This is a genomic window from Secundilactobacillus angelensis, assembly GCF_012641075.1.
GTDB lineage: Bacteria > Bacillota > Bacilli > Lactobacillales > Lactobacillaceae > Secundilactobacillus > Secundilactobacillus angelensis.
In genome coordinates this window covers 1-26,305 of the sequence record NZ_JAAXLJ010000017.1, presented here as the reverse complement: position 1 = coordinate 26,305, position 26,305 = coordinate 1, and the positions used below count along the sequence as shown (strand labels likewise).

21 protein-coding genes are annotated in these 26,305 nt (G+C 44.0%); 18 read left to right on the top strand and 3 right to left on the bottom strand.

The window, feature by feature from the left end:
- Positions 1 to 362 precede the first annotated feature (362 nt).
- The 7 genes from HC026_RS09200 to HC026_RS09170 all read left to right on the top strand — a co-directional run bounded on the left by HC026_RS09200 (position 363) and on the right by HC026_RS09170 (position 8,975).
- Positions 363 to 1,484, top strand: a complete 1,122-nt coding sequence (locus HC026_RS09200) for an NAD(P)-dependent alcohol dehydrogenase (protein ID WP_168925673.1) — start codon at positions 363 to 365, stop codon at positions 1,482 to 1,484.
- Between the two features lie 90 nt (positions 1,485 to 1,574).
- Entirely contained in the window at positions 1,575 to 3,014 is a 1,440-nt protein-coding gene (gene aldA, locus HC026_RS09195; RefSeq protein WP_168925697.1) for an aldehyde dehydrogenase, read from the top strand.
- A gap of 268 nt (positions 3,015 to 3,282) precedes the next feature.
- On the top strand, positions 3,283 to 4,506 hold the full coding sequence (locus HC026_RS09190) for an NAD(P) transhydrogenase subunit alpha (protein WP_168925672.1): 1,224 nt from the start codon (positions 3,283 to 3,285) through the stop codon (positions 4,504 to 4,506).
- A 1-nt stretch (position 4,507) separates the two neighbouring features.
- On the top strand, positions 4,508 to 4,819 hold the full coding sequence (locus HC026_RS09185; RefSeq protein ID WP_168925671.1) for an NAD(P) transhydrogenase subunit alpha: 312 nt from the start codon (positions 4,508 to 4,510) through the stop codon (positions 4,817 to 4,819).
- A complete protein-coding gene (locus tag HC026_RS09180; RefSeq protein ID WP_168925670.1) occupies positions 4,819 to 6,237 on the top strand; it encodes an NAD(P)(+) transhydrogenase (Re/Si-specific) subunit beta in 1,419 nt (472 codons plus the stop codon). Before HC026_RS09185 ends, HC026_RS09180 begins: the two co-directional genes overlap by 1 nt.
- Positions 6,238 to 6,434: 197 nt before the next feature.
- Complete coding sequence (locus tag HC026_RS09175; RefSeq protein ID WP_211089465.1) at positions 6,435 to 7,856, top strand: KxYKxGKxW signal peptide domain-containing protein; 1,422 nt, start codon at positions 6,435 to 6,437, stop codon at positions 7,854 to 7,856.
- Between the two features lie 165 nt (positions 7,857 to 8,021).
- The gene (locus HC026_RS09170) at positions 8,022 to 8,975 is read left to right on the top strand and encodes a serine hydrolase (protein ID WP_168925669.1); all 954 of its coding nucleotides are present in this window, start codon (positions 8,022 to 8,024) and stop codon (positions 8,973 to 8,975) included.
- 36 nt (positions 8,976 to 9,011) lie between these two features.
- Here the strand turns inward: HC026_RS09170 and HC026_RS09165 are convergent, their stop codons facing one another.
- Entirely contained in the window at positions 9,012 to 9,578 is a 567-nt protein-coding gene (locus tag HC026_RS09165) for a TetR/AcrR family transcriptional regulator (protein ID WP_168925668.1), read from the bottom strand.
- A gap of 87 nt (positions 9,579 to 9,665) precedes the next feature.
- Between HC026_RS09165 and HC026_RS09160 the strand changes: the two genes are divergently transcribed.
- The 4 genes from HC026_RS09160 (at position 9,666) to HC026_RS09145 (ending at position 17,158) form a co-directional block, all read left to right on the top strand.
- Positions 9,666 to 10,403 (top strand): sulfite exporter TauE/SafE family protein, encoded by a 738-nt coding sequence (locus HC026_RS09160; RefSeq protein ID WP_168925667.1) that lies wholly within the window; start codon positions 9,666 to 9,668, stop codon positions 10,401 to 10,403.
- 74 nt (positions 10,404 to 10,477) lie between these two features.
- Entirely contained in the window at positions 10,478 to 11,272 is a 795-nt protein-coding gene (locus HC026_RS09155; protein WP_168925666.1) for a CPBP family intramembrane glutamic endopeptidase, read from the top strand.
- Between the two features lie 78 nt (positions 11,273 to 11,350).
- The gene (locus tag HC026_RS09150) at positions 11,351 to 13,885 is read left to right on the top strand and encodes a M1 family metallopeptidase (RefSeq protein WP_168925665.1); all 2,535 of its coding nucleotides are present in this window, start codon (positions 11,351 to 11,353) and stop codon (positions 13,883 to 13,885) included.
- Between the two features lie 258 nt (positions 13,886 to 14,143).
- Positions 14,144 to 17,158: a KxYKxGKxW signal peptide domain-containing protein gene (locus HC026_RS09145; RefSeq protein WP_168925695.1), complete on the top strand. Its 3,015-nt coding sequence runs from the start codon at positions 14,144 to 14,146 to the stop codon at positions 17,156 to 17,158.
- A gap of 200 nt (positions 17,159 to 17,358) precedes the next feature.
- Here the strand turns inward: HC026_RS09145 and HC026_RS09140 are convergent, their stop codons facing one another.
- Positions 17,359 to 17,676 carry a hypothetical protein gene (locus HC026_RS09140; RefSeq protein ID WP_168925664.1) on the bottom strand — a complete coding sequence of 106 codons (318 nt, stop codon included), beginning with the start codon at positions 17,674 to 17,676 and terminating at the stop codon, positions 17,359 to 17,361.
- Positions 17,677 to 17,755: 79 nt separating this feature from the next.
- Between HC026_RS09140 and HC026_RS09135 the strand changes: the two genes are divergently transcribed.
- The 5 genes from HC026_RS09135 to HC026_RS09115 all read left to right on the top strand — a co-directional run bounded on the left by HC026_RS09135 (position 17,756) and on the right by HC026_RS09115 (position 22,775).
- Entirely contained in the window at positions 17,756 to 18,838 is a 1,083-nt protein-coding gene (locus HC026_RS09135; protein WP_168925663.1) for a glycosyl hydrolase family 8, read from the top strand.
- A 75-nt stretch (positions 18,839 to 18,913) separates the two neighbouring features.
- Positions 18,914 to 20,665 carry a thiamine pyrophosphate-dependent enzyme gene (locus tag HC026_RS09130; RefSeq protein ID WP_168925662.1) on the top strand — a complete coding sequence of 584 codons (1,752 nt, stop codon included), beginning with the start codon at positions 18,914 to 18,916 and terminating at the stop codon, positions 20,663 to 20,665.
- A 6-nt stretch (positions 20,666 to 20,671) separates the two neighbouring features.
- On the top strand, positions 20,672 to 21,544 hold the full coding sequence (locus HC026_RS09125) for an RluA family pseudouridine synthase (RefSeq protein ID WP_168925661.1): 873 nt from the start codon (positions 20,672 to 20,674) through the stop codon (positions 21,542 to 21,544).
- 171 nt (positions 21,545 to 21,715) lie between these two features.
- Positions 21,716 to 21,907 carry a hypothetical protein gene (locus tag HC026_RS09120; RefSeq protein ID WP_168925660.1) on the top strand — a complete coding sequence of 64 codons (192 nt, stop codon included), beginning with the start codon at positions 21,716 to 21,718 and terminating at the stop codon, positions 21,905 to 21,907.
- A 139-nt stretch (positions 21,908 to 22,046) separates the two neighbouring features.
- Complete coding sequence (locus HC026_RS09115; protein ID WP_168925659.1) at positions 22,047 to 22,775, top strand: DUF1003 domain-containing protein; 729 nt, start codon at positions 22,047 to 22,049, stop codon at positions 22,773 to 22,775.
- Between the two features lie 31 nt (positions 22,776 to 22,806).
- Here HC026_RS09115 and HC026_RS09110 read toward each other — a convergent pair whose 3' ends face one another.
- On the bottom strand, positions 22,807 to 23,751 hold the full coding sequence (locus tag HC026_RS09110) for a dihydroorotate oxidase (RefSeq protein WP_168925658.1): 945 nt from the start codon (positions 23,749 to 23,751) through the stop codon (positions 22,807 to 22,809).
- A 149-nt stretch (positions 23,752 to 23,900) separates the two neighbouring features.
- Between HC026_RS09110 and HC026_RS09105 the strand changes: the two genes are divergently transcribed.
- Positions 23,901 to 24,311 carry a hypothetical protein gene (locus HC026_RS09105; protein WP_168925657.1) on the top strand — a complete coding sequence of 137 codons (411 nt, stop codon included), beginning with the start codon at positions 23,901 to 23,903 and terminating at the stop codon, positions 24,309 to 24,311.
- A gap of 183 nt (positions 24,312 to 24,494) precedes the next feature.
- Complete coding sequence (locus HC026_RS09100; RefSeq protein WP_269814117.1) at positions 24,495 to 25,859, top strand: cytosine permease; 1,365 nt, start codon at positions 24,495 to 24,497, stop codon at positions 25,857 to 25,859.
- Positions 25,860 to 26,305 lie beyond the last annotated feature (446 nt).

The window sequence follows — 26,305 nt, the reverse complement described above, 5'->3', positions numbered from 1 at the left end:
ATATTGAAAACGGTCTGCTTAACGATAAAGTTAAGCAGTTTTTTTATACAATTTTTCAGATGAATATAGTACAAAACTGAAAGTGAATGACTAGTGTTTACATATGATTTATCATGTGATAAAAATAACAAGCAGTAAATTTTTCTTAGAAAAATATAATCAAACAATTTCGTGTAAACGCTTTATTTTTCGATTAAAAAGAACTATAACAGAGTTGTAAGCAAATGAGAACTAATTCACAAGTGATTCTTAAGTATAAGGAAAATAAGAGTTATACCATTATAATTCAACACTTAAGCTTCAGTTGTAAATTGAATTTTCATTTCAACTTTCATCAAAAATAATTTGGAGATGATGGAGTTATGCGTATTAAAGCAGCAGTTGTTGATAAAAAAGGCGCTTCATTTGAGATGCGCGATGACGTTGAATTAGCACCAATGCAAGCAGATGACTTGCAGATTCACATGGTCGCTTCAGGGATTTGTCATTCTGATGAAGCCTTACGTAAAGGTGACGCCGAGATTGGTTACCCAATTATCCTTGGGCATGAAGGTTCAGGAATCGTTGAAAAGGTTGGCCCAGAAGTTAAAAACTTCAAGGTTGGCGATCACGTTGTCCTTTCCTTCTACGGTTGCGGAAGTTGTGTAAACTGCTTGAGAGGTGTGCCGACACAGTGCTTGAACTACGCTGCTAACAACCTATCAGGTGTTCGTCCAGATGGTAGTGCTCACTTCACTGAAAACGGCAAGCAAGTCGATGATATGTTTGACCAATCATCATTTACCACCACGACCATTGTTCGAGAAGCTAATGCAGTTAAAGTCCCTAAGGATTTGGATTTACGTAAATTAGGTCCTCTGGGCTGTGGCTACGTTACTGGTAGTGGTACTGTTCTGAACACTTTGAAGCCTCGTCCCGGTCAGACCATTGCCGTCTTCGGTACTGGTGCCGTTGGCTTGGCAGCAATGATGGCTGGTAAGATTTCCGGCTGCACGACTGTCATCGCTGTTGATGTCGTTGATTCACGTCTAGAACTTGCTAAAGAATTAGGCGCTACTGATGTTGTTAACAGCAAGAGTGAAGACGCGGTTGAAAAGATCAAGTCATTAACTGGCGGCTACGGTGTTGACTTCGCTGTTGATACTACCGGTGTTAAGAAGGTTATGGAAGATTCCATCCAAGCCTTAGCACAAGGTGGGACTTCAGCTTGCATCGCCGTTACCCCTAACCACATTGATTTGGATACTTGGAACGACCTTTGTGTTGACGATCGTAAAGTCATTGGTGTCAACATGGGTGATGCGGTTCCACAAATTGATGTGCCTCGTTTAATCAAGTTCTATCAGGCCGGCATGTTCGACTTCGACAAGACCGAAAAGTTCTACAAGTTCGATCAAATCAATGAAGCTAATGCTGATTCAGGTAGTGGTAAGACGATCAAGCCAGTTTTGGTCATCGACCCAGACTACGTACCGGGCAAATAATTTAATAGGAAGATTGTTGAGATTACAGCTCGTATTTGAAAGGAAGCAATAACCGTGTCAGAAGTTAAAACAGGTTTAAAGCACTATCAAATGTATGTCAACGGTGAGTTTAAGGATTCTAAATCAGGTAAGCTTTTAACTGTTATCAACCCATCAACTGGGGAAGAAATTTCAACAGTACCAAGTGCAACCCGAGAAGAAACCAAGGAAGCTATTGATATCGCTTACGAAGCTGAAAAATCATGGAAGTTCGTACCAGCCGCAACCCGTGGCCAGTACTTACATGATGTTGCAACCGAAATTCGCAAAAATTCGGAACATTTAATCGATATGCTACAAGAAGAACAAGGTAAGATTCGTTCATTAGCAACGACTGAAATCTTGTTCTCAGCAGATTACTTCGATTACATGGGTTCTGCCGCTCGGACTTATGAAGGTGAAATTCTTCAATCCGACAACGCTAACGAAAACATTATGATTCAAAAGCAACCAATTGGTGTTGCAGCTGGGATTCTCCCATGGAACTTCCCATTCTTCCTGATTGCTCGTAAAATGGGTCCGGCTTTGGTCACTGGTAACACCATTGTGATGAAGCCAAGTTCAGACACACCAAACTTAGCCCTTGAATTTGCTAAGATCGTCGACAAAGTTGGTATTCCAAACGGGGTTGTAAACTTCGTTACTGGACCAGGTTCGGTTGTTGGTGACGAATTATCAAAGAACAAGAAGATCGGTATCATTAGTTTGACTGGTTCTGTTGATTCTGGTAAGCGCGTCATGGCTTCCGCTGCGACCCACATGGCTAAAGTTTCATTGGAATTAGGTGGTAAAGCACCCGCAATCGTCATGGATGATGCTGACATTGATTTGGCCGTTCAATCAATTATTGATTCACGTGTCGACAACAATGGCCAACTTTGCAACAACTGTGAACGGATCTACGTTCAAGAAGGTGTTGCTGATGAATTCATCAAGAAGCTCAGCGACAAGATGTCTGCTATCAAGGTTGCTAACCCAATCACTGATAAAGACTCAGGCATTGGCCCTCTGATCAACCAAGCCGCTTTGGACAAGGTTGCTGGTATGGTCGATCGTGCCGTTGAAGCTGGTGGCAAGATCACTGCTGGTGGTCACAAAGTTCAAATCGAAAATGGTTTCTACTACGAACCAACAGTTATTACCAACGTCAAGCAGGATTCTGAGATTATTCAGGACGAAATCTTCGGCCCAGTTCTCCCAGTTGTTACCTTTAAGACATTGGATGATGCCATTGAAATGGCTAACGACAGTGACTTCGGTTTGACTTCATCAATCTTCACAAAGGATATTGATGTTGCTCAACGTGCCGCAAACGAATTGGAAGATGGTGAAACTTACATCAACCGGTTTAACTTTGAAGCGATGAATGGGTCTCACTCAGGCTGGAAGGAATCAGGTATCGGTGGTGACGATGGTCGTCACGGTATCGACGAATTCTTGAACACTCACGTTATTTACTTACAGGGTCACCCTGAGAACACTAAGGCATAATTTAATCAAGTTAAATAATGCACAAAAGGTATCTAGAGGTGATTGTCTCTAGGTACCTTTTCTGTTAAGCTAGAGATGGAAACGTTTCCGCATCTTATAGGTATTGATGTCTTATCTTATGAAAATTATTGGTGTGGTTTACATGGCAAATTCGGTTTCGGCACGCAATACGTGTTCGTCAATCGCTACTTCTGTTGGGCAGGGTGAGTGACTGTCAGAAACTAAGTTACCACTAAACGTTTCAAACTTTGAAGTGGAGGTAATATTGATGAGTATTGTGGTTTCTGCTTTAAAAGAAGAGCAGCCCCATGAAAAACGGGTTGCCATCGATCCAGACGTCACGAAACGGTTAATTAAAGCCGGCATGAAAGTTCTGATCGAGAAAGGTGCTGGGGTTGCGTCATACTACAACGATGAAAGTTACCAGAAAGCTGGTGCTGAAGTTGTTGATCGTCAGACCGCACTTTCTCAAGCTAACGTTGTTGCTGTAATCAACCTGCCCAGCGATGAAACACTCAATGCGTTAAAATCTGGTCAGGTTTTGCTAGGACTATTAAGTTCTTTGATCAAACCAGAAAAGATGCAGCAATTAGCCGATAAGAAGGTTTCAGCGTTATCGTTTGAACTTTTACCACGGACGATCAGTCGGGCTCAAACGATGGATGTTTTGAGCTCTCAATCTAGTGTTGCGGGCTACAAAGCGGCCTTAGTTGCTAGTGACGCTTATTCAAAGTATTTCCCAATGATGATTACTGCTGCTGGTACTGTCAAGCCAGCTAAAGTGTTAGTGTTGGGAACTGGTGTTGCTGGTCTTCAAGCCATTGGGACTGCTAAGCGACTAGGTGCGATTATTTCTGGTTACGATGTTCGGCCAGCTTCTAAGGGTGAAGTTGAATCCTTGGGGGCAACCTTCTTAACGAGTTCCGTCTCAAATGGTGCTGGTTCTGGTGGTTACGCTCGTGCGTTGACAGCTGAAGAAACGGCCGCACAACAAAAGGAATTAGCAGGTTTTATTGCGGATAATGATGTGATCATCACCACCGCTCAAGTTCCTGGTCACAAGCCACCATTGATGGTAACTCAAGAAAGTGTTGATAACGCTAAGCCTGGGACCGTCTTTGTTGATTTGGCTGCTAGTGATTTGGGTGGTAACGTCTCCGGCAGTAAACCTGATGAGACGGTTACAACTGACAATCAAGTCATGATCATTGGTGGTAATAATTTAGCCAGTGAGCTCTCTAACTCAGCTTCACAACTTTACGCCAAGAACGTTCAGTCAGTTATCAACGCGATGGTTGATAAAGATGGTAACTTGGCCATTGATCCTAAAGATGATGTCTTTAGCGGTCTGACTGCAACCACGAACGGTGAAATTATCAATCCACGTTTGCGTGAAGCCCTTAAGCTCGATCCATTGCCAACGGATGAACCGGCAAAGGACGAAACTGACGAAAAGGCTGATCAATCAGCTGAGTCGAAGGGAGCTGAGTAGAATGAGTCAGGAATTATATACGAATCTTGCCATTTTTGTACTGAGTCTGTTAGTTGGATTCGAAGTTATTAGTAAAATTCCAGCAACGTTGCACACACCTATGATGTCTGGTGCCAACGCCATTCATGGTGTGGTTGTTGTTGGTGCGATTTTGGTTGCCTTGGAAGCTGACACGCCAACCTTTTATGTGATTGCCTTTATCGCTGCATTTCTTGGCGCCATCAACGTTTCCGGTGGTTATGTGGTTACCGACCGGATGCTTGAAATGTTCTCGAAGCCTAAGGACAAAGATAACAAAGGAGGCGACAAGTAATGTCTGGTTTAATGACACTTGTTTCTCTATGTTATTTGATTAGTGCGATCTGCTACGTAATGGGGTTACACATGATGCGGACACCTAAGACTGCCCGTAGTGGTAACCGGTTATCATTTGTCGGTATGATCCTTGCCGTTATTATGACTTTCCTGATTGTCTTGGAAAAGAATGATACGACGATGGCAGCTTGGCTAGTTCTCCTAGTGGCTCTGGTTCTTGGGGTTGGCTATGGTGTTTACCGGGCTCGAACCGTCAAGATGACTGACATGCCACAACTAGTTAGTTTATTTAACGCCGTTGGTGGTGGTGCCGCTGCTGCTATTGGGACCTTTGATTATTTGAGTAAGCCAAATGGTGCTTCTCTGGCCGTTGCCTTCTCATTGCCAGTAATCTTAGACTTGATCATTGGTAGTATTACCTTCTCAGGTTCACTGATTGCGACCGGTAAGTTGGCTGGTAAAGTTTCTGGTAAACCAATCACGTTCCCTGGCGCTAAATTATTGAACGGCATCGTCGTTTTGATTATTTTGGCAGCCATCGTGATGACGGTTGGCTTCCCAACTAATGTTTGGACTTTGGTCACTGCCATTATTGCTAGTTTGATCTTTGGTATCTTAATGACCATCCCTATTGGTGGTGCCGATATGCCGGTTGTTGTTTCACTGTTAAACGCCTTCACTGGTTTAGCCGTTGCCATGGCTGGTTTCGTTATCGATAACCAAGTTTTGATCATCGCTGGTGCCTTAGTTGGTGCTGCTGGTACCATTTTGACCTTACAAATGGCTGCTGCGATGAACCGTTCTGTCGCTAACATTATTGCCGGTGGTTTCGGTACTGGTGACAGTGGTGGTGCTAGTGCTGCTGATGACGTTCCCGTTAACGTTAAGGAAACTTCTGCTGACGATATTGGTGTTCAGTTAGCTTACGCCAAGAACGTGATGATCGTTCCTGGGTATGGCCTGGCTGCCGCTCAAGCTCAACACGAAGTTGCCGAGCTAGCTAAATTGTTAACCGATAATGGGATTAACGTTAACTACGCCATTCACCCAGTTGCCGGACGGATGCCTGGTCACATGAACGTGCTGTTGGCTGAAGTTAACGTGCCATATGATCAAATGAAGCAGCTTGAAGAAGCTAACTCGATGTTTGAAAATACCGACGTTTCCTTAGTCATTGGTGCTAACGATGTTACTAACCCAGCTGCTCGTGAACCACATACCGCAATTTCTGGTATGCCTATCTTGGACGTTGATAAGTCGAAGTCGGTCGTTGTTATTAAGCGTTCTATGAGTACTGGTTACGCAGGTATTCAAAACGCCTTGTTCTCTGATGACAAGACCAGCATGTTCTTCTCAGATGCTAAGAAAGGGTTGCAAGATATTATTGCATCTACCAAAGAGTATCTGGATCAATAAAGGGTTAATCGATTATTAACTTGAACGCGAAACAGTCTGATGATAATCAGGCTGTTTTTTGATGGACTTATTGGTGTTTTTTTCACAAAAAATGATTCTTACAAATTGGGTTATGGTATGATTAAGGTGTAATAATGTTGCAGTCTTATAAGATTGACAACTTATTAAACGAAACAGATTTGTTGGAGGGGATTATTATGTACAAAAGCAGTAATTACGAAGCAAAGACTCATTTTAAAATGTATAAAAAAGGGCGTCAATGGCTAGTAGCGGGTGTGACAGTCATGGCTCTTGGTTTGGGTGCACTTGGAGTAAGCAGTGTATCTGCATCAGCTGCAAGTGCTGAAACGCCAGCCACTAGTGCACCAGCTACTACTGCTGTTGTTTCAGAAAGTGAAACTGATCAATCATCGAATGCTCAAGATGGTACTGGGACTGCAACTGATCCGGCAACAACGCCGGTAGACGGACAAGTAAAAGAAGTGTCAGACAGTTCAAATTCTCAGCAGTCTGGCAATAATAGTCAAACACCACAAACAAAGGCGCAGAATGCAGCAATTTCTGACCCTTCTTCAAACGATGATCAAACCACGCCCACAACCGCAGAACACCAGGTTACGACAACTGTTAAAACTACCAGTGGTGATACATTAAGTACTCAGACTGGCACAGATAAAATTGTAGCTAATGTGAACAATCAAGGTGTCGATAAAGGTATAGTTGCCTCTGTTGACACCGCTAACACTAAATACACAACAGTGACTGATACTATTCCCAATGGTTATACGCTGACTGGCATCAAAATTGAGACGGCCACTAAGGACAACAGTACCTTGACCACGATTACTTATGATCTCCTAACGCAAAAGGGTGATATTCTATTCACAGGTTTGAATCCTGATACCGGAAAGGCTGAAACAGTTGATTTAGCGGACACTTCTACTCCTGCAGATTTAAGGGCGGCTGTGATTACCACAGTGAATGGGATTATCTCGCACAATGGCAATGTTTATACTGTTTCCTTTGCCAAATCACTTGGTGATGACATTGCTCTCGGTGGATTTACACTTGAAAAATTACCCGGTTCAGCTGTGATCACTTATATCGTTACGGGTCAGCCTGCAACTGGTGGTAATTCAGGTGAAACCTCCAATACTGGCAACCCAACGCCAGTTACACCAACTGACGACTCAACCACTGCGACAACGCCAACCACACCGAATGACAGCTCTACCACAGTGACAGCACCAGCGGAAAATAAGGGCTTCACTGAAGCCGCTTCAACGAAACCGGCCGATAATAGTGGTTCAACTGCTGGTTCACATACTACTTCAGAAAAAGCAACAGCGAACAATCCAGTTGCCAGTGGATCAGATACCAATAGTGGTTCGAACAATGCTTCTGCTACTCCTGCAATCAGTAATGGCACTAACGCAGGGACAGCAACAGATGATTCGAGTACGACTCAGACACCAGTGACTAACCAAGCCAAAGCAAGTACGCTACCTCAAACTAATGAAGACTCAACAAGTCAAGCAGGTGCTTTGCTTGGCATGAGTATTTTGGCTAGTCTGGCAGGGCTGTTTGGAATTAGCCGCCGTCGGAAAGAACAACAATAAAAGTAACTCAATATTAGTCATCGATTTACAGATAGGCTAGAAAAGGTACCATTCCAACAACCGTGGGATGGTGCCTTTTCTTTACCAATAATTGATCACCATATCACTAACTGATAGTACAAAAGAGTATAATGTCAGTAAAATAAACTGAAGGGGATGACCAGCATGAACGGGCAGAGTCGAATGGATCGACATCATCATTCTGCGATGACCTACTTGCCAGCTTGCGTTTTCATTATTTCCTTAATCACGATATTCCTAGCTGTGGGTTTGCTTGGGAGTCCTGCGCACGCTGATCCACCGCAGTCACAAGTGACCAGTCAGCAAAAAGCGGTGAAACAGAAGCTGCAAAAATACGTTAACTCGGTGACAAAAGATGGCACGGTGAGCATTTCATTTTATAATCTAGGAGCGAAGTTGACTACCCCAGCTGGTGTAAGTGATGCTGCTGATTTTTACAGGGCCGGTCAGCTAGCTGTCTCCAGTCCTAACGCTCATAAGGCGTACACGTCAGCAAGTACGTATAAGATGTTTATAGTCGCCAATATTCTCGCCCGAATCGATGCTGGCACTCTTAATAAGACCATGTTACGGTCAGCTGGATTTCAGGAAATGATTGTCCGCAGTCAGAATAAATTTGCCGAGAATTATTTGGATTCGTATGGCTTAACTACTATGGATGCTTTTGTTAAGAAACAGGGCTGGTACTCCCACCCGTTTGTCGCTTATCAACCCGCCAAGACAACCGCTGCCACCTTGGTTTCAGTCATGCGGAAGTTAGATCAGGGACGCTATCCCTTTGATAACGCAGCTAATCGTAGCCAAGTGTTGTCACTAATGAGCCGACAGGTCTATCGCGCAGGTATTCCAACTGGTGCCGTACAAGCAATACCGGGCTCTACCACTGCCAATAAAGTTGGCTGGATTGGGTCGTACAACAACGATGCTGGTATCGTCACTTTGCCAAATGGTCAACGTTACGCTATTGCGATTATGACTCACGGCCATGGTCAAACAGGTTTCAGTGGTTTTCCAAAAATTGCCCAAATCACTAAAAACATTCAAACGATTGTTTATGGTACAGCCACAACTAATCAAGTGCTGCAGATGTATAGATGAAAACGCTGAATAGCTCATTCAGCGTTTTTTTGTGTCTCATAATTCGTCTAAGTGATGCAACGCAAGCAACAACATTTGTTTAAAACTCTCCGATTCCTTTACGGATTTGGTGGTAAACCAACCACGCCCAACGTTGACGATTTCACCGATGATCAGATTACGAATCATTCGCGCAGCATTCAAACGGTGCCGTTCATCGATGTTCATCGTTTGAAGCAGTTGGTACAAAATACTTTTTAGTTGCTCCGAACTGGGCGCCTTCGCGGCGTTTTCATTCAGTAACTCCCGTGGAATCGCTAATACGAACTGGGTAATTTTAAAGTGCTCAAGTGCATATTGCCGTGAGACTGTCGCAAATTTGAGAATTGCTTCTTCACCTGATAGGCCCAACAGTTGCTGCTGTAATTCATTTACCAGACCGGAGTTATAAGTTTCATCGATTGAAGCACTTAAGGTGCTCACGTCCGGGAAATAATTATAGAGTGCCTGCGAATGCGTACCTAATTCTCGGCTAATATTAGAAAAAGTCAGTGGCTTTTGCGCCGCGATTAATGACATTGCGGTTTGGATAATTTTTTCAGTTGTTAACGTTCGACTGGTCAAGTTAAGCCCCTCTTTCACTTGAATTTTACAGTTTATCATTTATAATTACAAGCTGTAAATATAAATGAGTAAGAAAGAAGACAAAGAATGGAAACAGCATTGTTATTGCTCTTGGGTTTTATTGTCGGTATCATCGTCATTTCCTTAGGTGGCGGTGGGGGCGCCATTTATCTAGGATTGCTGGCTTCAGTGTTTAAAGTTGCCCCGCTGTCCGCTGCGGCGACTTCGCTAGTAACTTCATTACCCTCTGTCATTATTGGTTCCTGGGGATATTATCGTCAAAAGCAGATTAATTTTCGGTTAGGTAATCAAATGTTATTTTCTGCCGTCCCTGCTGTGGTGATTGGCGCGCTATTGGCACCTTATATTCCAGCTGCCGTTTACCGTTGGGTGCTTGGTCTGATTTTAGTCGCGCTGGGTCTCAGAATCGTTCTCCAGAAAAACAATCAATCTGCACCCAAAAACCATACATTGCTGATGGCATCCATGTACGGTGTTCTAAGCGGATTGATGGTAGGAATTGCCGGAATGAGCGGCGGCGGTCCTGTTTTGGCCGGCTTATTGATTCTTGGACTGGATACTTTTCAAGCAGTTGCCACGTCTTCGTATGTACTGGTAGGATTAAGCGTGATTGGCGCTGCCATGCACGTTTCTGGCGGTCAGGTGGATTGGCACCTGGGACTGCCTTTGATGATTGGTGCTGCTGTTGGGGCACTGGTTGCGCCGTTATTAGTCAAGAAAATTTCAACTTCATCACATTCTGGCGGTATGAAGTGGGTGATGGCAATACTGTTGGTTTTAATGGGAATTAACACGATTCGCTAAAGGAGTGGTCAAGTCTTTGGTGATCAGCTGCCATGTGGTATCGTAGTGTTAATTCATTTACTTGGAGGCAGTTCATGTATAATTTAAAAGCTGCCGGTGATCAGCGCTGGAAATTAGGCGTTATTGCTGGGAGTTTAGTCATTTTCTTCGGGGTTTCTTATTTATTGCACCAAGTGATAACCATGACTGATCATGGTATCGTGACATTTGGCTATGCGGCTGCAAGGTTGATATTAGCTGTAGTTTTAGGATTGATCATGGCTTATTTTTTCAAAACAGTTAGGATCACATCACCTGGATCAATCGGGTATCAGCGGCCTATAAGGACTTGGTTAGCCTTGATCCTGTTCTTTTTTATCAGTGTCTTGTCATTGAAACTTCACGTCATTTTTTCAATGGGGTTAACACCGGTCCAGCTTTTCAACATTGCCCTGATTGCACTTTCGGCAGGAATCTTTGAAGAAACGCTGTGTCGTGGACTGTTATTTTCTTTTTTTCTGGGGCTTTTCCAGTCCAAAAATCAGTCCTTACTGTGGACGGCAACTGCCAGCAGTCTGGTGTTTGGTCTGCTTCATTTATCCCATTTATTTAATGGGCAGAGCGTTCAAACAACGTTGCAACAGGTATTCTACGCATTTGTGATTGGAATGGCGTTTTCTGCGATCCGCATTTCTACCAACGGTATTTGGGTGGGATTAGTTATCCATTTGCTGATTGATTTTGATCCTACCATTACCACGCAGATGCAGGGGAATGGCAGTTGGACGGCTGATTTGATTATTTTTACACCATTGCTGATCATCGCACTGATGTATTTGGTGAAGGTGAATACTTTAGTCAGATTTCGGCCATTGCCGAAATTGAAGTAAGTAGCGTACTTTAAACCACCAGCCGTTAAGCGAAAGTCGTATAATGGATATATTCTAACGATAAATGGGGGCCAATCCATGACAGAATCAAACCATTTTTATGAGACTTTTCAACCAAGTCATTACGACTTATACCTTGATATTAACCGGGGAACGAAACTCATTTCCGGTAAAACCACGATTACAGGAAACGCCAGCCAAACGGCAATTGCACTGCATCAGAAATTTTTAGATGTATCTGCTGTTGAAGCGGATGGAGCAGCGGTTGATTTTAAATTAGATCAATCAGCTGAAGCCATCCGTATCAACCTTAAGCAGGCTGGTGAGACTAGACTAACAGTTACCTACACTGCACCATTAACTGATTCTATGATGGGCATTTACCCGTCATACTACGAAGTTAACGGTGAAAAGAAGCAGATCATCGGTACGCAATTTGAAACGACTTTCGCACGTCAGGCATTCCCTAGCATCGATGAGCCGGAAGCGAAAGCAACCTTTGATTTAGCCATCAAATTTGACGAACATCCTGGTGAAACCATCATCAGTAACATGCCAGAAGTCCGGACTGAAGATGGTGTGCATTACTTTGACACGACCATGAAGATGTCTACTTACTTGATTGCCTTTGCTTTTGGTGAGCTGCAAAGCAAGCAAACTAAGACCAAGAGTGGCGTCACAGTGGGTGTTTTTGGTACCAAAGCGCACAAGGCCAATGAATTGAACTTTGCTTTGGACATTGCTAAACGCTCAATCGAATTTTACGAAGACTTCTACCAGACTCCTTATCCGTTGCCACATTCCTGGCAATTGGCGCTGCCAGACTTTTCCGCGGGTGCCATGGAAAACTGGGGCTTGGTCACTTATCGGGAAGCCTACTTGCTGCTGGATCCTGATAATACGTCTCTTGAAATGAAGCAACAGGTCGCCACCGTCATCGCTCATGAACTGGCTCACCAATGGTTCGGTGATTTAGTCACCATGAAGTGGTGGGATGATCTATGGCTCAATGAAAGTTTCGCCAACATGATGGAATACGTGGCAATTGATGCCATTCAACCTGACTGGCACATTTGGGAGCTATTCCAGACCAGTGAGGCCCCAATGGCACTGAACCGGGATGCCACCGATGGCGTTCAATCCGTTCACGTTCAAGTGGAAGACCCCGCTGAAATTGATGCCCTGTTCGATAGCGCCATCGTTTACGCCAAGGGTGCCAGGATGCTGGTCATGGTTCGCTCATTATTGGGTGACGATGCATTACGTAAGGGGCTGAAGAAGTATTTTGAAGCTCATCAGTATGGCAATGCAACCGGTGCAGACTTATGGTCAGCCCTTGGCGCTGCCTCTAACTTAGATATTGGTGCCATTATGAATTCTTGGTTGGAACAGCCAGGTTATCCAGTGGTAGACGCACAAATTGTTAATGGTCAGCTCACTTTGAAACAGCACCAATTCTTTATTGGCGACGGCAAGGATGCTGGTCGACAATGGCAGATTCCATTAAATAGTAACGATTCACAAGCACCAGCGATATTCAAAGATAAGCAAATCTCTTTGGGCCAATACGATGATGTTCGCTCTCGTCTGGGAGAACCATTCCGTGCCAATGTGGGGAATAATTCTCACTTTATCGTGCGCTATGATGAGACCTTACTGAACGATATTTTGGCTCATTTGGATGACTTCGATGCCATTACTCAATTGCAGTTGATGCAAGATCTGCGGTTATTAGCAGAAGGTCAGCAAATTTCGTATGCTAGCGTGGTGCCGTTACTGAAACGGTTTGCTGATAGCAATGCTGCGGTAGTAATTACTGCTCTGTATACGTTAGCCAATAATTTCAAAAAATTTGTGTCACCTGACTCAACAGAAGAAAAACACTTGCAGCAATTATTTGATCAGCTTAGTGCTGCTCAGGTAAAACGACTTGGTTGGCTGCCAGTCGCAGGTGAATCAATCGACGATCAACTGTCACGGCCGATGATTTTGAGTGCCGCGCTGTACGCTCAAAATGAGGATGCGATTGCTGCTGCTCACCAAATTTTCCAGGATAATCAAGCAAAATTAGCAACGTTATCCGCTGATATTCGTGGGTTGATTTTATCAAATGAAGTCAAACACTATGGTAGTGCAAAGCTGTATGATCAGTTACTTGCTGACTATCAATCAACTGCTGATGGCAGTTATAAAGCCAATATCCGGGCAGCGTTGACAAGCACACCAGACGTCGATTTAATTGCTAAAACCATCGGTGAATTTGAAAATGCTGATATCGTCAAGCCACAAGATCTCCGTGGCTGGTTCAGAGGAGTTTTAGCTAACCCCAAGGGTGAACAAGCAGCCTGGGATTGGTTGCGGACAGATTGGCAGTGGCTTGAAGATACGGTTGGTGGGGATATGGAATTCTCCACTTACATCACTGTTACAGCCGGCATCTTCAAGACGGCCGATAGATTGGTCGAGTTCAAGACCTTCTTCGAACCAAAGATTAATACACCCGGGTTGACTCGTGAAATTACCATGGATATTAAAGTGATTGAAAGTCGGGTCGCATTGATTGAAGCGGAACAAAATGCCGTCAATCAGGCAGTTGCCGATGAAGTGAAATAAATTAAATTTTAAAATGTTCCTCATGAAATTAACTGAGCAAGTTAATCTCGAGAGGAACATTTTTTTGATTTTTTTCCAAACCTATCCTTTGGTATACCTAAGCGAAGATAGAATTTAGAGCTAATTAATGCTAATATAAAGACAGAAAGGGCGAAAGTGTCCTTTTGCTATTCTTTGTAAAATGCTTTGAGGGATAACTATAGGTCGTTGTTTTTTGTTGGAACCAAACGGATTAAATATCTTTGGGGGGATTTAATAATGAATCAGAAATTAACAAGAATGGCGTCAACACCGCATTATAAATCGTATAAGGATGGTAAGCATTGGGTAACGGCTTGTTTAACCAGTGTTGCCCTTTTAGGCGCAATGGCAATCGCACCAAAAGCTTCTGCGGCTACAACTGAGGCAAGTTCGACGGACGATACTACGCCTGTCAGTGACGAGTCGGCTAATGCAACTACGACAAAGCAGGTAACCTTGACTTCACCAACAACTGATACTCAAAGCGATTCAGCCACAGCTGATGCAGCAACGCCAGCAGCTAAGCCTGACGCTACAGAATCCGACATTACGGCTGGAGCTGAAACGTCAGATACAGTGTCAGATGCAACCGCCGCGAAAGCTGCTTCTACTGCAATCGATGCACAACAAAGTGATAAAACTGCTACTAAACAGGATACAACTACAACGAACAGTCAAAATACGACAGCTAATACGGCTACAACTGAAAAGAAAGCGACTACTGGGTTTACTGCCCGGGTCGGTGAGACTTCTAATGTCACGATGACTTACGTTGATAACAAGACCAATCAGGTGATTACGAGTGGAACTCAGCCAGCCCCAGTTGGTACTTCAACGACTATTCCCGTGATTAGTGGTGGTGAATTAAACGGTCAACCAACGATTCTGAAGTTGGTATCATATAGCCTAGATGGGGGTCAATCTATTTCCAATTTTGATCCTACTACTGGTCCGACTGTGACGATTCCGGATGAAGCTAATACAAGTCTTCAGTTAAACGTGGAAGTTAATCCAGTTGTTAAGACTACAATTAATTATCAGCAGAAGGGCACTAACACAACAACTGTCTATACTGCCGCGAATGAAGTTGTTGCCGGTTTAACACCTGCTAAAGTCAATGCACCTTCCGGGTATGATACTTCTGGTGATGTGACAGTGACTGTGACGCCGAGCGATTTTGGTGCCTCTCAGAATTTGAAACCGATGACTTTTGAAATCAATAATGCAACGCAGACAGTAATTGATAGTACCAAAGATCCTGATGGCAATATAGCGACCTACGAACAGGCATTCAATTATCTGGCACAGTTTGGAATCAAACTAGATGGTACTGTTGCTATTCCAAATTATGCTATCGCTGCTGCTGTGAAATCTGTGACGTTTACTGTCCCAATCATTGATAAAGGCATTGTTAGTGTTAGATACACTCATGAGGATCAAACTCCACTTGATCCATCTGTTACGAATGTAACGGTGTCAACGGATGGAACTGGTAAAACTGAAATTCAGGCGAATGATCCAGAAAATGCCGGTAAAGATCAGACGGCTAATTTGAAGGAAATTATCCTTAAGACGGCTGCAACTTCGACAACACCAGCTAGAGAATTCATCTATGCTTTTGATGGTTATGATCAAGCAAGCAATACCTTTAACAAGGCTTTTGCCACGATGAAAACTTTCAATGAAGACACTAATTCGTACGAAAATACCCCAGATGAATCCACTGGTAATAGCTGGTATGATCAAATGGCTCAGAAATTTGGGGTCGGTGTACCTTATATTAACGATGCAACTAACAAAGCTGCTGATAAGCTTGTCCAGAGCCTATCTGATAAAGGCATTGGTACAGATGGATCGGTCAACGCTACAAGTCCAGACTTTGTAAGTAATTTAACTGGAGTCCAGTTTGTATATGCTAACAATCAGCAAAATCCTGATCAAATAGGGACCTTCACTTTTGAAATGAAGACGACTGATGGTCAAGTTTTACTTTCCACAACAAAGCCGAACTATGATAAAGCAGATGGGCAACCTGTAGCAGGAGCATATATGAGTGTTTATTATCCTGATGGGAACGCCGGTCAAACTTATTATTTACCGTTAAATTATAAAGAAACTCTGACTGATCAGAATGGTCAGTCAATTACTCTGAATATTCCACTAGGCTTTCAAGTTGTTAACTACACAACTGATAATCTTGAGAAGCCGGAAAGCAATATTAATGGTTCAGGTTCTGCAGAAACTACAAATGAATTTGGGGACTTAAATATTAGTCAGCAATTATATAAGATCACTGATCCTTCACGGGACAGTAATTTTACCTTGATTGTTAAACTGGTACCTGCACAACAGACAGTCGACTACATTGATGATACTGGTGCTAAGCTGACACCAACGAAGACCTTAAATGGTGCTTATGATCCTGCAACCAAACAGGCAAACTATGATAAAGTGCAAGGCTCAGATGTTAAATTAGCTAATCATGGTGCTTTGAAACAAATTATCCTAGAGAGTTCGCCAGCAGGGACGGTCCTTAGTCAATCCCCTCAAGGTGAGGCTCTTGGTCTGGTACCAACAAAGTATATTCGTTATACATTTAATTCTACTGATCCAAAAGGTGATGTGGTAATTGATGCTTACGATGTCACTCCAGATGGGCAACACACCGCTACTGTTCCTTATGATCAAGCAGTTGCTATATTGAAAGCCAATGGTATAGATGTGGACGGGACGGATGCTGCTCCAAACTACTTCACATTTGAAACAACTCAGAACGTTAAGTTTGTATACGCTAAAGCTGCAGCTACAACTCCAACCGGTCCAGACACTACGACTCCAACCGGTCCTGATACCACAACTCCAACCGGTCCTGATACCACAACTCCAACTAATCCAAGTACCCCTACGGATAATAACGCCGGTGGTGCCACTACACCTGAAACCAATCAAGGTACGGCTCCAGCTGGTAATGGTTCAACTGCTCCGGCAGATAACAACGAAACTACACCAGAGCAGACAGCAGGTTCAAATGGTACTGCAACAAACACAGCACCAACTTCAACCACTGGTAATACCAATGCTTCAGGAGTAGTTACTCCAACTGCATCTAAGGGTACTCAGTCAGCAACGACTAACACCAACAAATTACCTCAAACTGATGAGCATGCTAATAGCAGTCTTGCATTGCTTGGTTTGAGTTTGATGGGCTTAGTTGGCCTTGGTGCTTTCGTCAGTCGGAAACGGCGTGACTAAGCTTTAAGGTTTGTAAAATACTTCTTGGTTAATGATTTGAAGATTTGAAATAAGCGCTACTCCACAATGGGGTAGCGCTTATTTGTGCCGATTTCGAAAAATACTGTGACAGACTTGAAGCTTTGTATCAACTTTGATTTTTCATGGATTAATCCTCGTTTAACAGGGGGATTTAAGGTAATCTATGAATTGTATTTTGCCTATTCTTCCTCACCGAAATTAAGATCTGCCATGGAATCTTCCAGTTCCTCAAGTAAGTTATTCTGCTCAATCAGTTGCAACCATGCAGAACGGCTCTCCTCACCGCGGATTTGTTGAGAAATTTTACCGTGAATCTGCTCCACAAATTCGTCGTACAACTTGTCCGCCTGCCGTTGGATGATTGCACTATTGTATCGGCGGGCAGGTGCTCGTTTGAGATTTTCATCATTTAAATAGGGTAAGGCTTTCTCCATAAAACGGGCCTCAACCTGACTGTTGGCTGCTAAATAATCTTGTAATTCTGATGGATTCAACACGTTCACATCACTTTCCGAACGAATGTTCTTTCTAATAGTATAACCGAAACGTCGTCTTAGATAAACAGGAGAATAAGTTATGAAACGATTTCAGCTACTGCTTTGCGGGATGTTAGTGATGATTTTGATTCAGGGATGCGCGCCTAAAAGAGTCAGTAAACCCGCGTCTAGACAGTATTCCACGGAGTTTATACCACAAACGAAATATGGAAATAATAATCAACGGACCAAGCAACTGGCCAAATTTGTGACGACTAACCTGATTACCTCGAAAGGGATTTATAGTCAAAATAATGGTAACCGTACGTTGCTTTCTGAAACGGCTGGTCTCTGGCTAATTTATTTAGCACAGTCGGGTCAAAAGACTAAATTTCGACAAGCCTATCGGCAAACGGTGACGACGTTTGAAAACGATGGTCTATTGATGTATCGCATGCGAGTTTCGACTGGGAAACGGTCTAAGGTTAACGCCACCCTAGATGATTTGCGAGTCATTCGAAGTCTGGGCCTATATGCCGCCAAAACACATGATGAATATTATCAAACCAAAGCAATTCAGCGGTTTGCTGCCTTGAAACGGAAGGTGAGCAAGAACGGTCAGTTAAGAGATTTTTATGACACTGAATATCAGCAGATAAGTCCGCTGACGTCACTGGCCTATTATGACTTGTTAACATTACGAGAGTACGAAATGAAATCAACGTATGCTAAACAGTTGCGATTAGTTCAACGTGGCTATCTCGGTGCCCAGCTGCCGTTGTATGCCGTCAATTATGACTGGACGAAGCAGAGATATTCAACGAGTGAATTAAATACTTCTGAGGCCTTATTGACGCTATTACATTTGGCAGAAGTTGGCCACTTAAAGGATGCCTCACTGCGATGGCTGGCCAACCAGGTCACCAACAGCACGTTATATAACCGCTACAAAGTCACCGGCGAAGTCAGCGACTGGAATGAATCAGCAGCTAATTATTCGATTGCAGCCCGGATATTTGCTGTGGCCAGGCATCCGCGGTTGTATCAGTTGGCTATGAGTCAAGTCTGGCGGTTTCAAATTCAGGATTCTCACTCAAATCTGCAGGGTGGATTGGGAGATAGCAATCAAAACGTGAGCTATGCTTTCAATGATTTGCAGGCACTGGTTTCTGCCGGCTATTGAAAGTACTGGCTGAACAATATTTTGCCAGGCAAACATGGTAAAATATAGGTAACTTATATGCAGGAGGCATTGATCATGGCACAGATGAAGGCGTCTGAAGCACTGGTAAAAGAACTGGCAAATTGGCAGATTGATCACGTTTACGGTATCCCAGCTGATTCACTGATCGACGGTTTTGCAGCTGAACAGGATCTGGTTCGCTACATTCAGGTGCGTCACGAAGAAGTGGGTGCGCTGGCAGCGGCTGCCGAATCTAAGCTCACTGGTAAAATCGGCGTGGCGTTAGCCGCAGTTGGACCCGGTGCCATTCATCTAATCTATGGTCTTTGTGACGCCAAAATGGATCACACACCGATGCTGATCATCATTAGTAACGTTGCCACTAATATGATGAATACCCATTATTTACAGGATATGGATGAAGATGAGCTGTTTGCTGGACTGGATACCTTTCATCGTCAGGTCAGTGATGCCAAACAAATTCCAGAAACCATTCGGTCGGCTATTCAGGCAGCTTACGAAACCCAGTCGCCATCCGTGGTCATTATTCCAGATGATTTGGCAAACGTTGAAATTGAATATGAAGCCATGCCAGTGAATACGCACCCGAAGCAAATCTTGATGGGCACGGATGAACAAGTCGCCGAAAGCATTGCGTTAATTAAACAAGCAAAACAGCCCGTGATGCTGGTTGGCACGGGAATTCGTCACGCTCAAGAAGAAGTTGTGGCGTTTTCAAAGAAGTTTGGGTTGCCAGTGATTCCAACTGCGCCAGCGGTGGGTTACGTCCCTACCAACTTTGAAAATAATTTAGGCCCACAGGGAACCATTGGCACCCAACCCGCTTTTGAAGCGATGCACATGGCCGATTTGGTCGTGATGGTGGGGACGAGTTATCCGTTTATGCGGTTTATGCCGAGTGGTCTTAAAACGATTCAGATCAATCAGTCTGCTCAGGCGTTGGGCGAACAATTTCCGGCGACTCAAATGGTGCAGGCGGACGCCAAAACTTATTTGAATCAGGTGCTTAACGCCCAACCAGAAGACTTGCCAGCCAGTAATTTCTTAAAGGCTTGCCACGTTGCCCGCAAAAATTGGCACGGTTATTTAAATGAACGAGTTTCAGCACGCCCCAACGGATTATTAACGCCAGAAGCCGTTTTACGCCAAGTTTCACAGTTAGTTACAGCTGACACGATTTATGGGCTTGATATTGGTAATAACACTGTGTGGTCAGCTCGTATGTTGCCCTTTGGCGACGGCCAGATGATGACCATGTCTTCCTGGTTTGGTGCCATGGGTTACGCGTTGTCAGCCGGAATTGCAGCTAAGTTGAGCTATCCCGATCGGCGAGTCATTACCGTGTCGGGTGACGGCGGCTTTTCAATGGTCGTTCAAGATATTTTGACTCAGGTTCAATATCAACTGCCAATCATTAACGTGGTGCTGGAAAATGGCGGTTACGGCTTTATTCGTCAGGAAAAAGCGAAGGCGGGTAAGAGTGACTATGCGCTGAAGTTTATGAATGCCAACTGGGCTGGGGTGGCCGAGAATATGGGCGCCATTGGTTTGCGAGTCACCAACGATGACACGTTGAAAGAGGCAGTAGAAACGATCAAACAGCATTTGGCAGCTGGTGATAAGCGGCCAATCTTGCTAGATGCCATAGTGACGGATGAAGCGCCACTGGATACGAGTAATATGAAGCTGGATCCGGACAAGTATTCTGATCGGATGATTGGCCAGTTCAGAGTGAAATATCATCTGGATGGCGACAGTTATCCATCGTTGAGACGCATTTTAAATCGAATTGAAGAAGAGGGATAGAACTAAATGGAATTTAAGTGGACGGTGCGTGACCCTGGATTATCGGTGAAGCAAGTCTTGAGCCAACACGGTGTCAGTCACCGAATGTTTACCCAGCTCAACCAAAGTAATGGTCAAATTATAGTGAACGGGGCAGTGGTAAAGCCAGCGGTTAAAGTCAATCCAGCCGACCAAATTACACTGATTGTGCCTGAGGAACCAGCCGATCCCGAAGTTCCGGTAAGTACTCAACCCATTGAAGTGATTCATGAAGATGGAAATACTTTAGTGGTTTTGAAACCAGCTGGGCTAACTGCCGTTCCCGGTCCAAGCAATCGCACCGATACGCTGGTTAATCGTGTGAAAGGGCATTTAGTCTCTGAAGGCGACCATAATTTGGTACCACACATTATCACCCGATTGGATCGCGATACGAGTGGACTAGTGCTGATTGCCAAGCACCGATTAGCCAATTCTTGGTTGAACCAGCAGTTAGCTGATCATCGATTGAAGAAACGTTATCTGGCAATTGTCAGCGGTCAGTTAAATCAGGATCATGCTGTGATCGACGCACCACTGAGGCGATCTGAGGATGGTTTTGACCAGATCGTGGCACCTGATGGTAAATCAGCGCAAACGGAGTATTGGGTCCGTCAACGAAATGCAAACTGGACGTTGGTCGAGGTGCTGTTGCACACAGGTCGAACACATCAGATTCGTGCCCACTTCAAATCCATTGGTCACCCGCTGCTTGGTGATGAACTTTACGGTGGTCCCAGAGATCAAATGGGTCGCCAAGCTTTGCATGCCTACCAGTTAGATTATCAAGACCCATTGACTAACGAACCACAGCATTTCGAGGCCGATTTACCAGCGGATATGCGTAAAGTGATTGGTTGAGCAAATTGAAAAATCATGCAGTTTCATGAATGATTATCTGAGCAAATAATGTTGAAAATTGGCGATAAATAAGAATTCATCTCATAATGAACTTTTTAATAGTAAAACGCTTGCTATTCTCTGGAAATTCGGTATTATGGCAATTGTAAAAACTACTAAGGAGTGAATTTGATGACAACTAATGATGAGTCACAGCAGGCGATTGCGAAAATTTTATCCCAAATGGACGAAAACCTTTCCGAATTATCGTGGTTTGACTGTGACCTTAAAGATGATAAGTTTGCCAAGCACATGGCTGAAATCAAGGCAGAGTTAAAAGCTGCTAAGAAGCCATTTATTGACAAAGACTTAGTTACAGAATAGACCGTTGCTGGAGACATCAGTTTGTCGCCTCAAATTTGAAACACCGTACTCAGACGATTTTTAATGACATCCGCTGCGAAAGAATCATTTTGCAGCGGATGTTTTTGCGTTAAACTTGATAGCGAGAGGAGTGAACGACATGACGGAGAATACTACGGTGCACTGCATTGTGGATGGCAGAGCGTATGACGCCGAGGATGGTCTTTTTCTAGCGGATTTAAGTACGGCCATTCGACAGCGGGTCAAACGGGATTATCCCAAAGCCAAAGTGACTGATTTTATTTGCGGCCATCATTTATTGAAGTATCGACTAGCCAACGTTGACGCGATGATTAATTCTGATTTGAAACAGAGCCAAAAGATCAATCGGAAGTTAACTCGAGCGATGCAAAGCGATGATTATGAAATCACTGATGTTAACGAAACGTTGAATAAAAGTCTGACGTTTGGCGAACGGGTGGCGGATAATGTTGCCCGCTTTGGTGGTAGCTGGGGGTTTATTGGTATCTTTGTTTTCATCCTGATTTCCTGGATGCTGGTCAACGGTTTGCAATTATTCGGCATCCATTTTGACCGTTATCCTTTCATTTTATTGAATCTGGCCCTAAGCTGTATCGCAGCGATTCAAGCGCCCATCATCATGATGAGTCAAAACCGTTCTGCAGATCGTGACCGGATGGATGCTGAGAATGATTTCCACGTGAATCTGAAATCAGAACATGAACTCCGGATTCTGCATGCCAAGCTGGATCATCTCTCCCAAAACCAAATTCCCCATACACTGAAAATTGAAAAACTGCAGATTGAGATTTTATCTGAAATTCGGTCTGAATTAGCTGAATTACGCGCAGACAAAAAAGAGGACTGAACCGAAAACAATCGGCTCAGTCCTTATTTTGTTAATCATCAAATGTTTTTAGTTTGCCACGGAATTGATTAATGTTGGTATATCCTTTTTGATTCATGATTTCTCTTAACTCGCTGGCAAGGCGGTCAAAAATCTTGGTCCCTTCGTAACCAAACTGAGTACCGATTTGAACCATGGAAGCACCACACAAGATGTGTTCAAACACATCCACACCGTTCAAAATCCCACCGGTACCAACAATGGCGATTTCAGGTTTTAGTCGTAACGCTAGGCCGCGCACGTTGGCTAACGCAGTAGGCTTCACCGAAGCACCACCGATGCCGCCAAACCCACCCTTAGGCCGAATGGCGACCCGTTCAGTCTGTGGATCTACTACCAAAGCGTTACCGATACTGTTGATTGAGTTCACAAAGGTGAGAGGATACTGATTTAAAATTTCGGCGATTTGGTCGAAATGCACCAAATCAAAGTAAGGTGGCAACTTCACACCAAGCGGTTTCGTGTAGAATTTGAAGACCTGATCCAACACTGTATTTACTCGATCAAAGTCATAGCCAACTTGTGGCTTACCAGGAACGTTGGGACACGATAAGTTCAATTCTACAAAACCGTCGTACTCAGAATCTTGAATCTCGTGCAGCATGGCTAAGTTATCTTCCAAACTTGTGCCAGCCACGGAAAGAAAATTGGTTGTGCCAGGACGATTATGCTGATCATCGATAACATAATCTAAATAGTATTCTAAGCCATTATTCGGTAAACCCATGGAATTAATACTGCCGTGTGGCAAAGTCTGCATCCGTGGTGAAGGGTTACCTGCTCGTTTCTCTGGCGTAGCACTCTTAGTCACATATGCACCTGCGTTCGAGGCAATCAGTGCGTCCAAATCTTTCTTACTTTGGCAGCGAATCCCTGCCGCATTCATCATGCAGTTATCGAAGGTTCTGCCGCCAATACTCGTTGCTAAACTTGTCATCAAAAATCAGCTCCCTGTCTGAATTTATTTGGTATTCAATTGCCGTTAACTTTACAGTATAAATTTGTCAGCGTCAAGTGACATTTCAGCAGACAATCATAACGAAAAAGAGGTAAGATAGAGCGTAAATGTTTAACAGGAGGATAAAAATGAGTGAAAATGACGGTCCAGCACTGAAGCTGGGTGATGATCAGTTCGAAAACATGATGCTATTTTTAAAGACGCCGATTAACCAGCAAAATCATTTAGACTACAAGTTTGGCGAGTCTGAACTTCGTGAGTTGCAAGAGGGAATTTGGGCGATGCCGGCTTACTTGCAGGACGATGATCCTTACAGCCTGTTCTTCTTATTCACTACAATTGACAGTGGTGAGATGGTGGTGGCCTTTGCTGAAGGTACTCGTCAGGATAAACAGCTGAAGTTGGGGCAGCCACTCACAACTGGCGCAGGGTTGAACAATTTATTTGCTCAACAGGAAAAGCGTGCCCAACGTGTGTTGAAGTTTTTGAATGACATTTCGCGCGCTGATGAAGCAGAATGGCATCAAATTGTGAGTTAGCGATGCATATTGACAACACTCATTCCTAACTCTATACTGAATTCAAATCAATATACCTTTTAATTTAGTCCCGTGAGGCTAATAAAGGGTCGGCGCTGGCAACAGCAATTAATGACGACACCTCTATACCTGCGGGCATAGAGGTGTTTTTTTACTATAAATGCGAGATGAGGAGTGTTTGAGTTGGCAAAAAATGGGTTAGGACGGGTTCCTGCGATTCCGGTGAATGCCAGACACATGTCTTACTGGGATATGTTTGCCACTTGGGTTGGTGCCAATGCAAATAATGGGACCTGGTACATTGGCGGTGTGATTGCGGCATGCGGTTTTTTGACGGCTTCGACAACTTTAATTATTAGTGGTGTCATTTCCTATTTGTTGTTGGCTGCTGCCAGTTATATGGGCTACAAAACCGGGCTAACCGCCATGACTTTGACTCGGGCTTCCTTTGGACTAAGGGGTAGCTTGCTGCCATCAGTGATCAACTTAGTACAATTTATCGGCTGGGCAGCGGTAAATACTTTCATTGCAGCAACATCAATGAGCTATCTCTTTCATGATATTTTCGGTTGGCCGGTGTACGGTAAGCCCGGGGGTACCACGGGTTTGGTAGTTGGTATCATTGTGATGAGTATTTTCCATCTCCTTAGTATTTCAGTCGGGCAACGTTCTGTGCAGATGATTGAACGGGTGGGCATTGTGTTGGTATTCATCTTCGTTATCTGGGAGTCCATCGTGGTTTTCAAGACGGTTTCCTTTCATCAGATTTTGAACTGGCAGCCACCGCATCATTTGAAAATGACACCCGGCGCAGCGATTGATGTGTTAGCTGCCTTTAACTTGGCATGGGTGACTGCCGCTAGTGATTTCTCTCGGTTTACTGGAGTGAAGAAAAACGCTACGCAGGCTTCCTTCCTCGGAGCCAATTTGGGGCTGTTCTGGTTTGCCTTTATTGGCCTGATTGCCACCATTGGGACTGCCATTACACTGAATCATTTTGACCCGAACAATTCGGACCCCAGTACCATTGCCAGCAAGTTAGGGCTGGGTTTCTTAGCCATGATCGTCATTATTTTGACCAGTACCACAGCCAATGCCGTGAATCTCATGTCGGCAGGCTCAGCACTGACCAACATGACACGTCGGTTGAGCTTAAGGGTGAGCTTGTGGGTTGTGACGCTGGTTGCCACTGCGGTAACGTTTCTACCCATTTTTGTGGCATCGTTTCTGACCATTTTCACTGCCTTCTTGGACGGTATCGGTATGGTGCTTGGCCCAGAGATTGGCATATTCTTAGTTGACTACTTCTGGTTGCGTCGTCAGCAATATCAGATCGATGATTTTTCGAAGGTTCATGGCCAGTATTGGTATCAAGGCGGTGTCAACTGGATTGCCATTCTGGTTTGGGTTGTGTCGGTTGCCTGTTACATCGGATTAAAGCACGTTTCAATCATTGCAAACACGATTGGCGCAACTTTTGTAGTGATTATACTGAGCATGGTGCTTTACGGAGCCCTGGCGAAATTCACACAAAAGCAGGTTGAATAGGTTTCCATAAGCCTTTGATAATGTTATTCTTACTATAGTGACAGGATATGACTGGCTAATACTGGAAATACTTTTGAAGTTTGTCTTTGAATGTAGTTTGATAAACGTCGCTAGTCGCTAAACTTGACAGATTTGCCATGGATGGCGCTACAATGCGCTTTGAGCGCTCAGTGTAAACTGAGCCAGTAATCGTATCTGAATGACGGGTAAGTGAAAATTAAGAAATTGATTTTCTCAGTGCTAGCCAGGCACCCTGTTACTGGAAAAGTCTCTTCAGTGAAAAACTGGGGGGGCTTTTTTTGAGGAGAGTGTGGAACCAGGCGTTTAGAGACTGGAGTCTAAGGGCTAAGAAACGGAAATCCCGGGCTTGGATTTGTGTTGCTTAGCCCTTAGATGCAAGTCTCTGCCTGATGTAACACGTTTCAGCAATGTCGCCAAAGCGACGG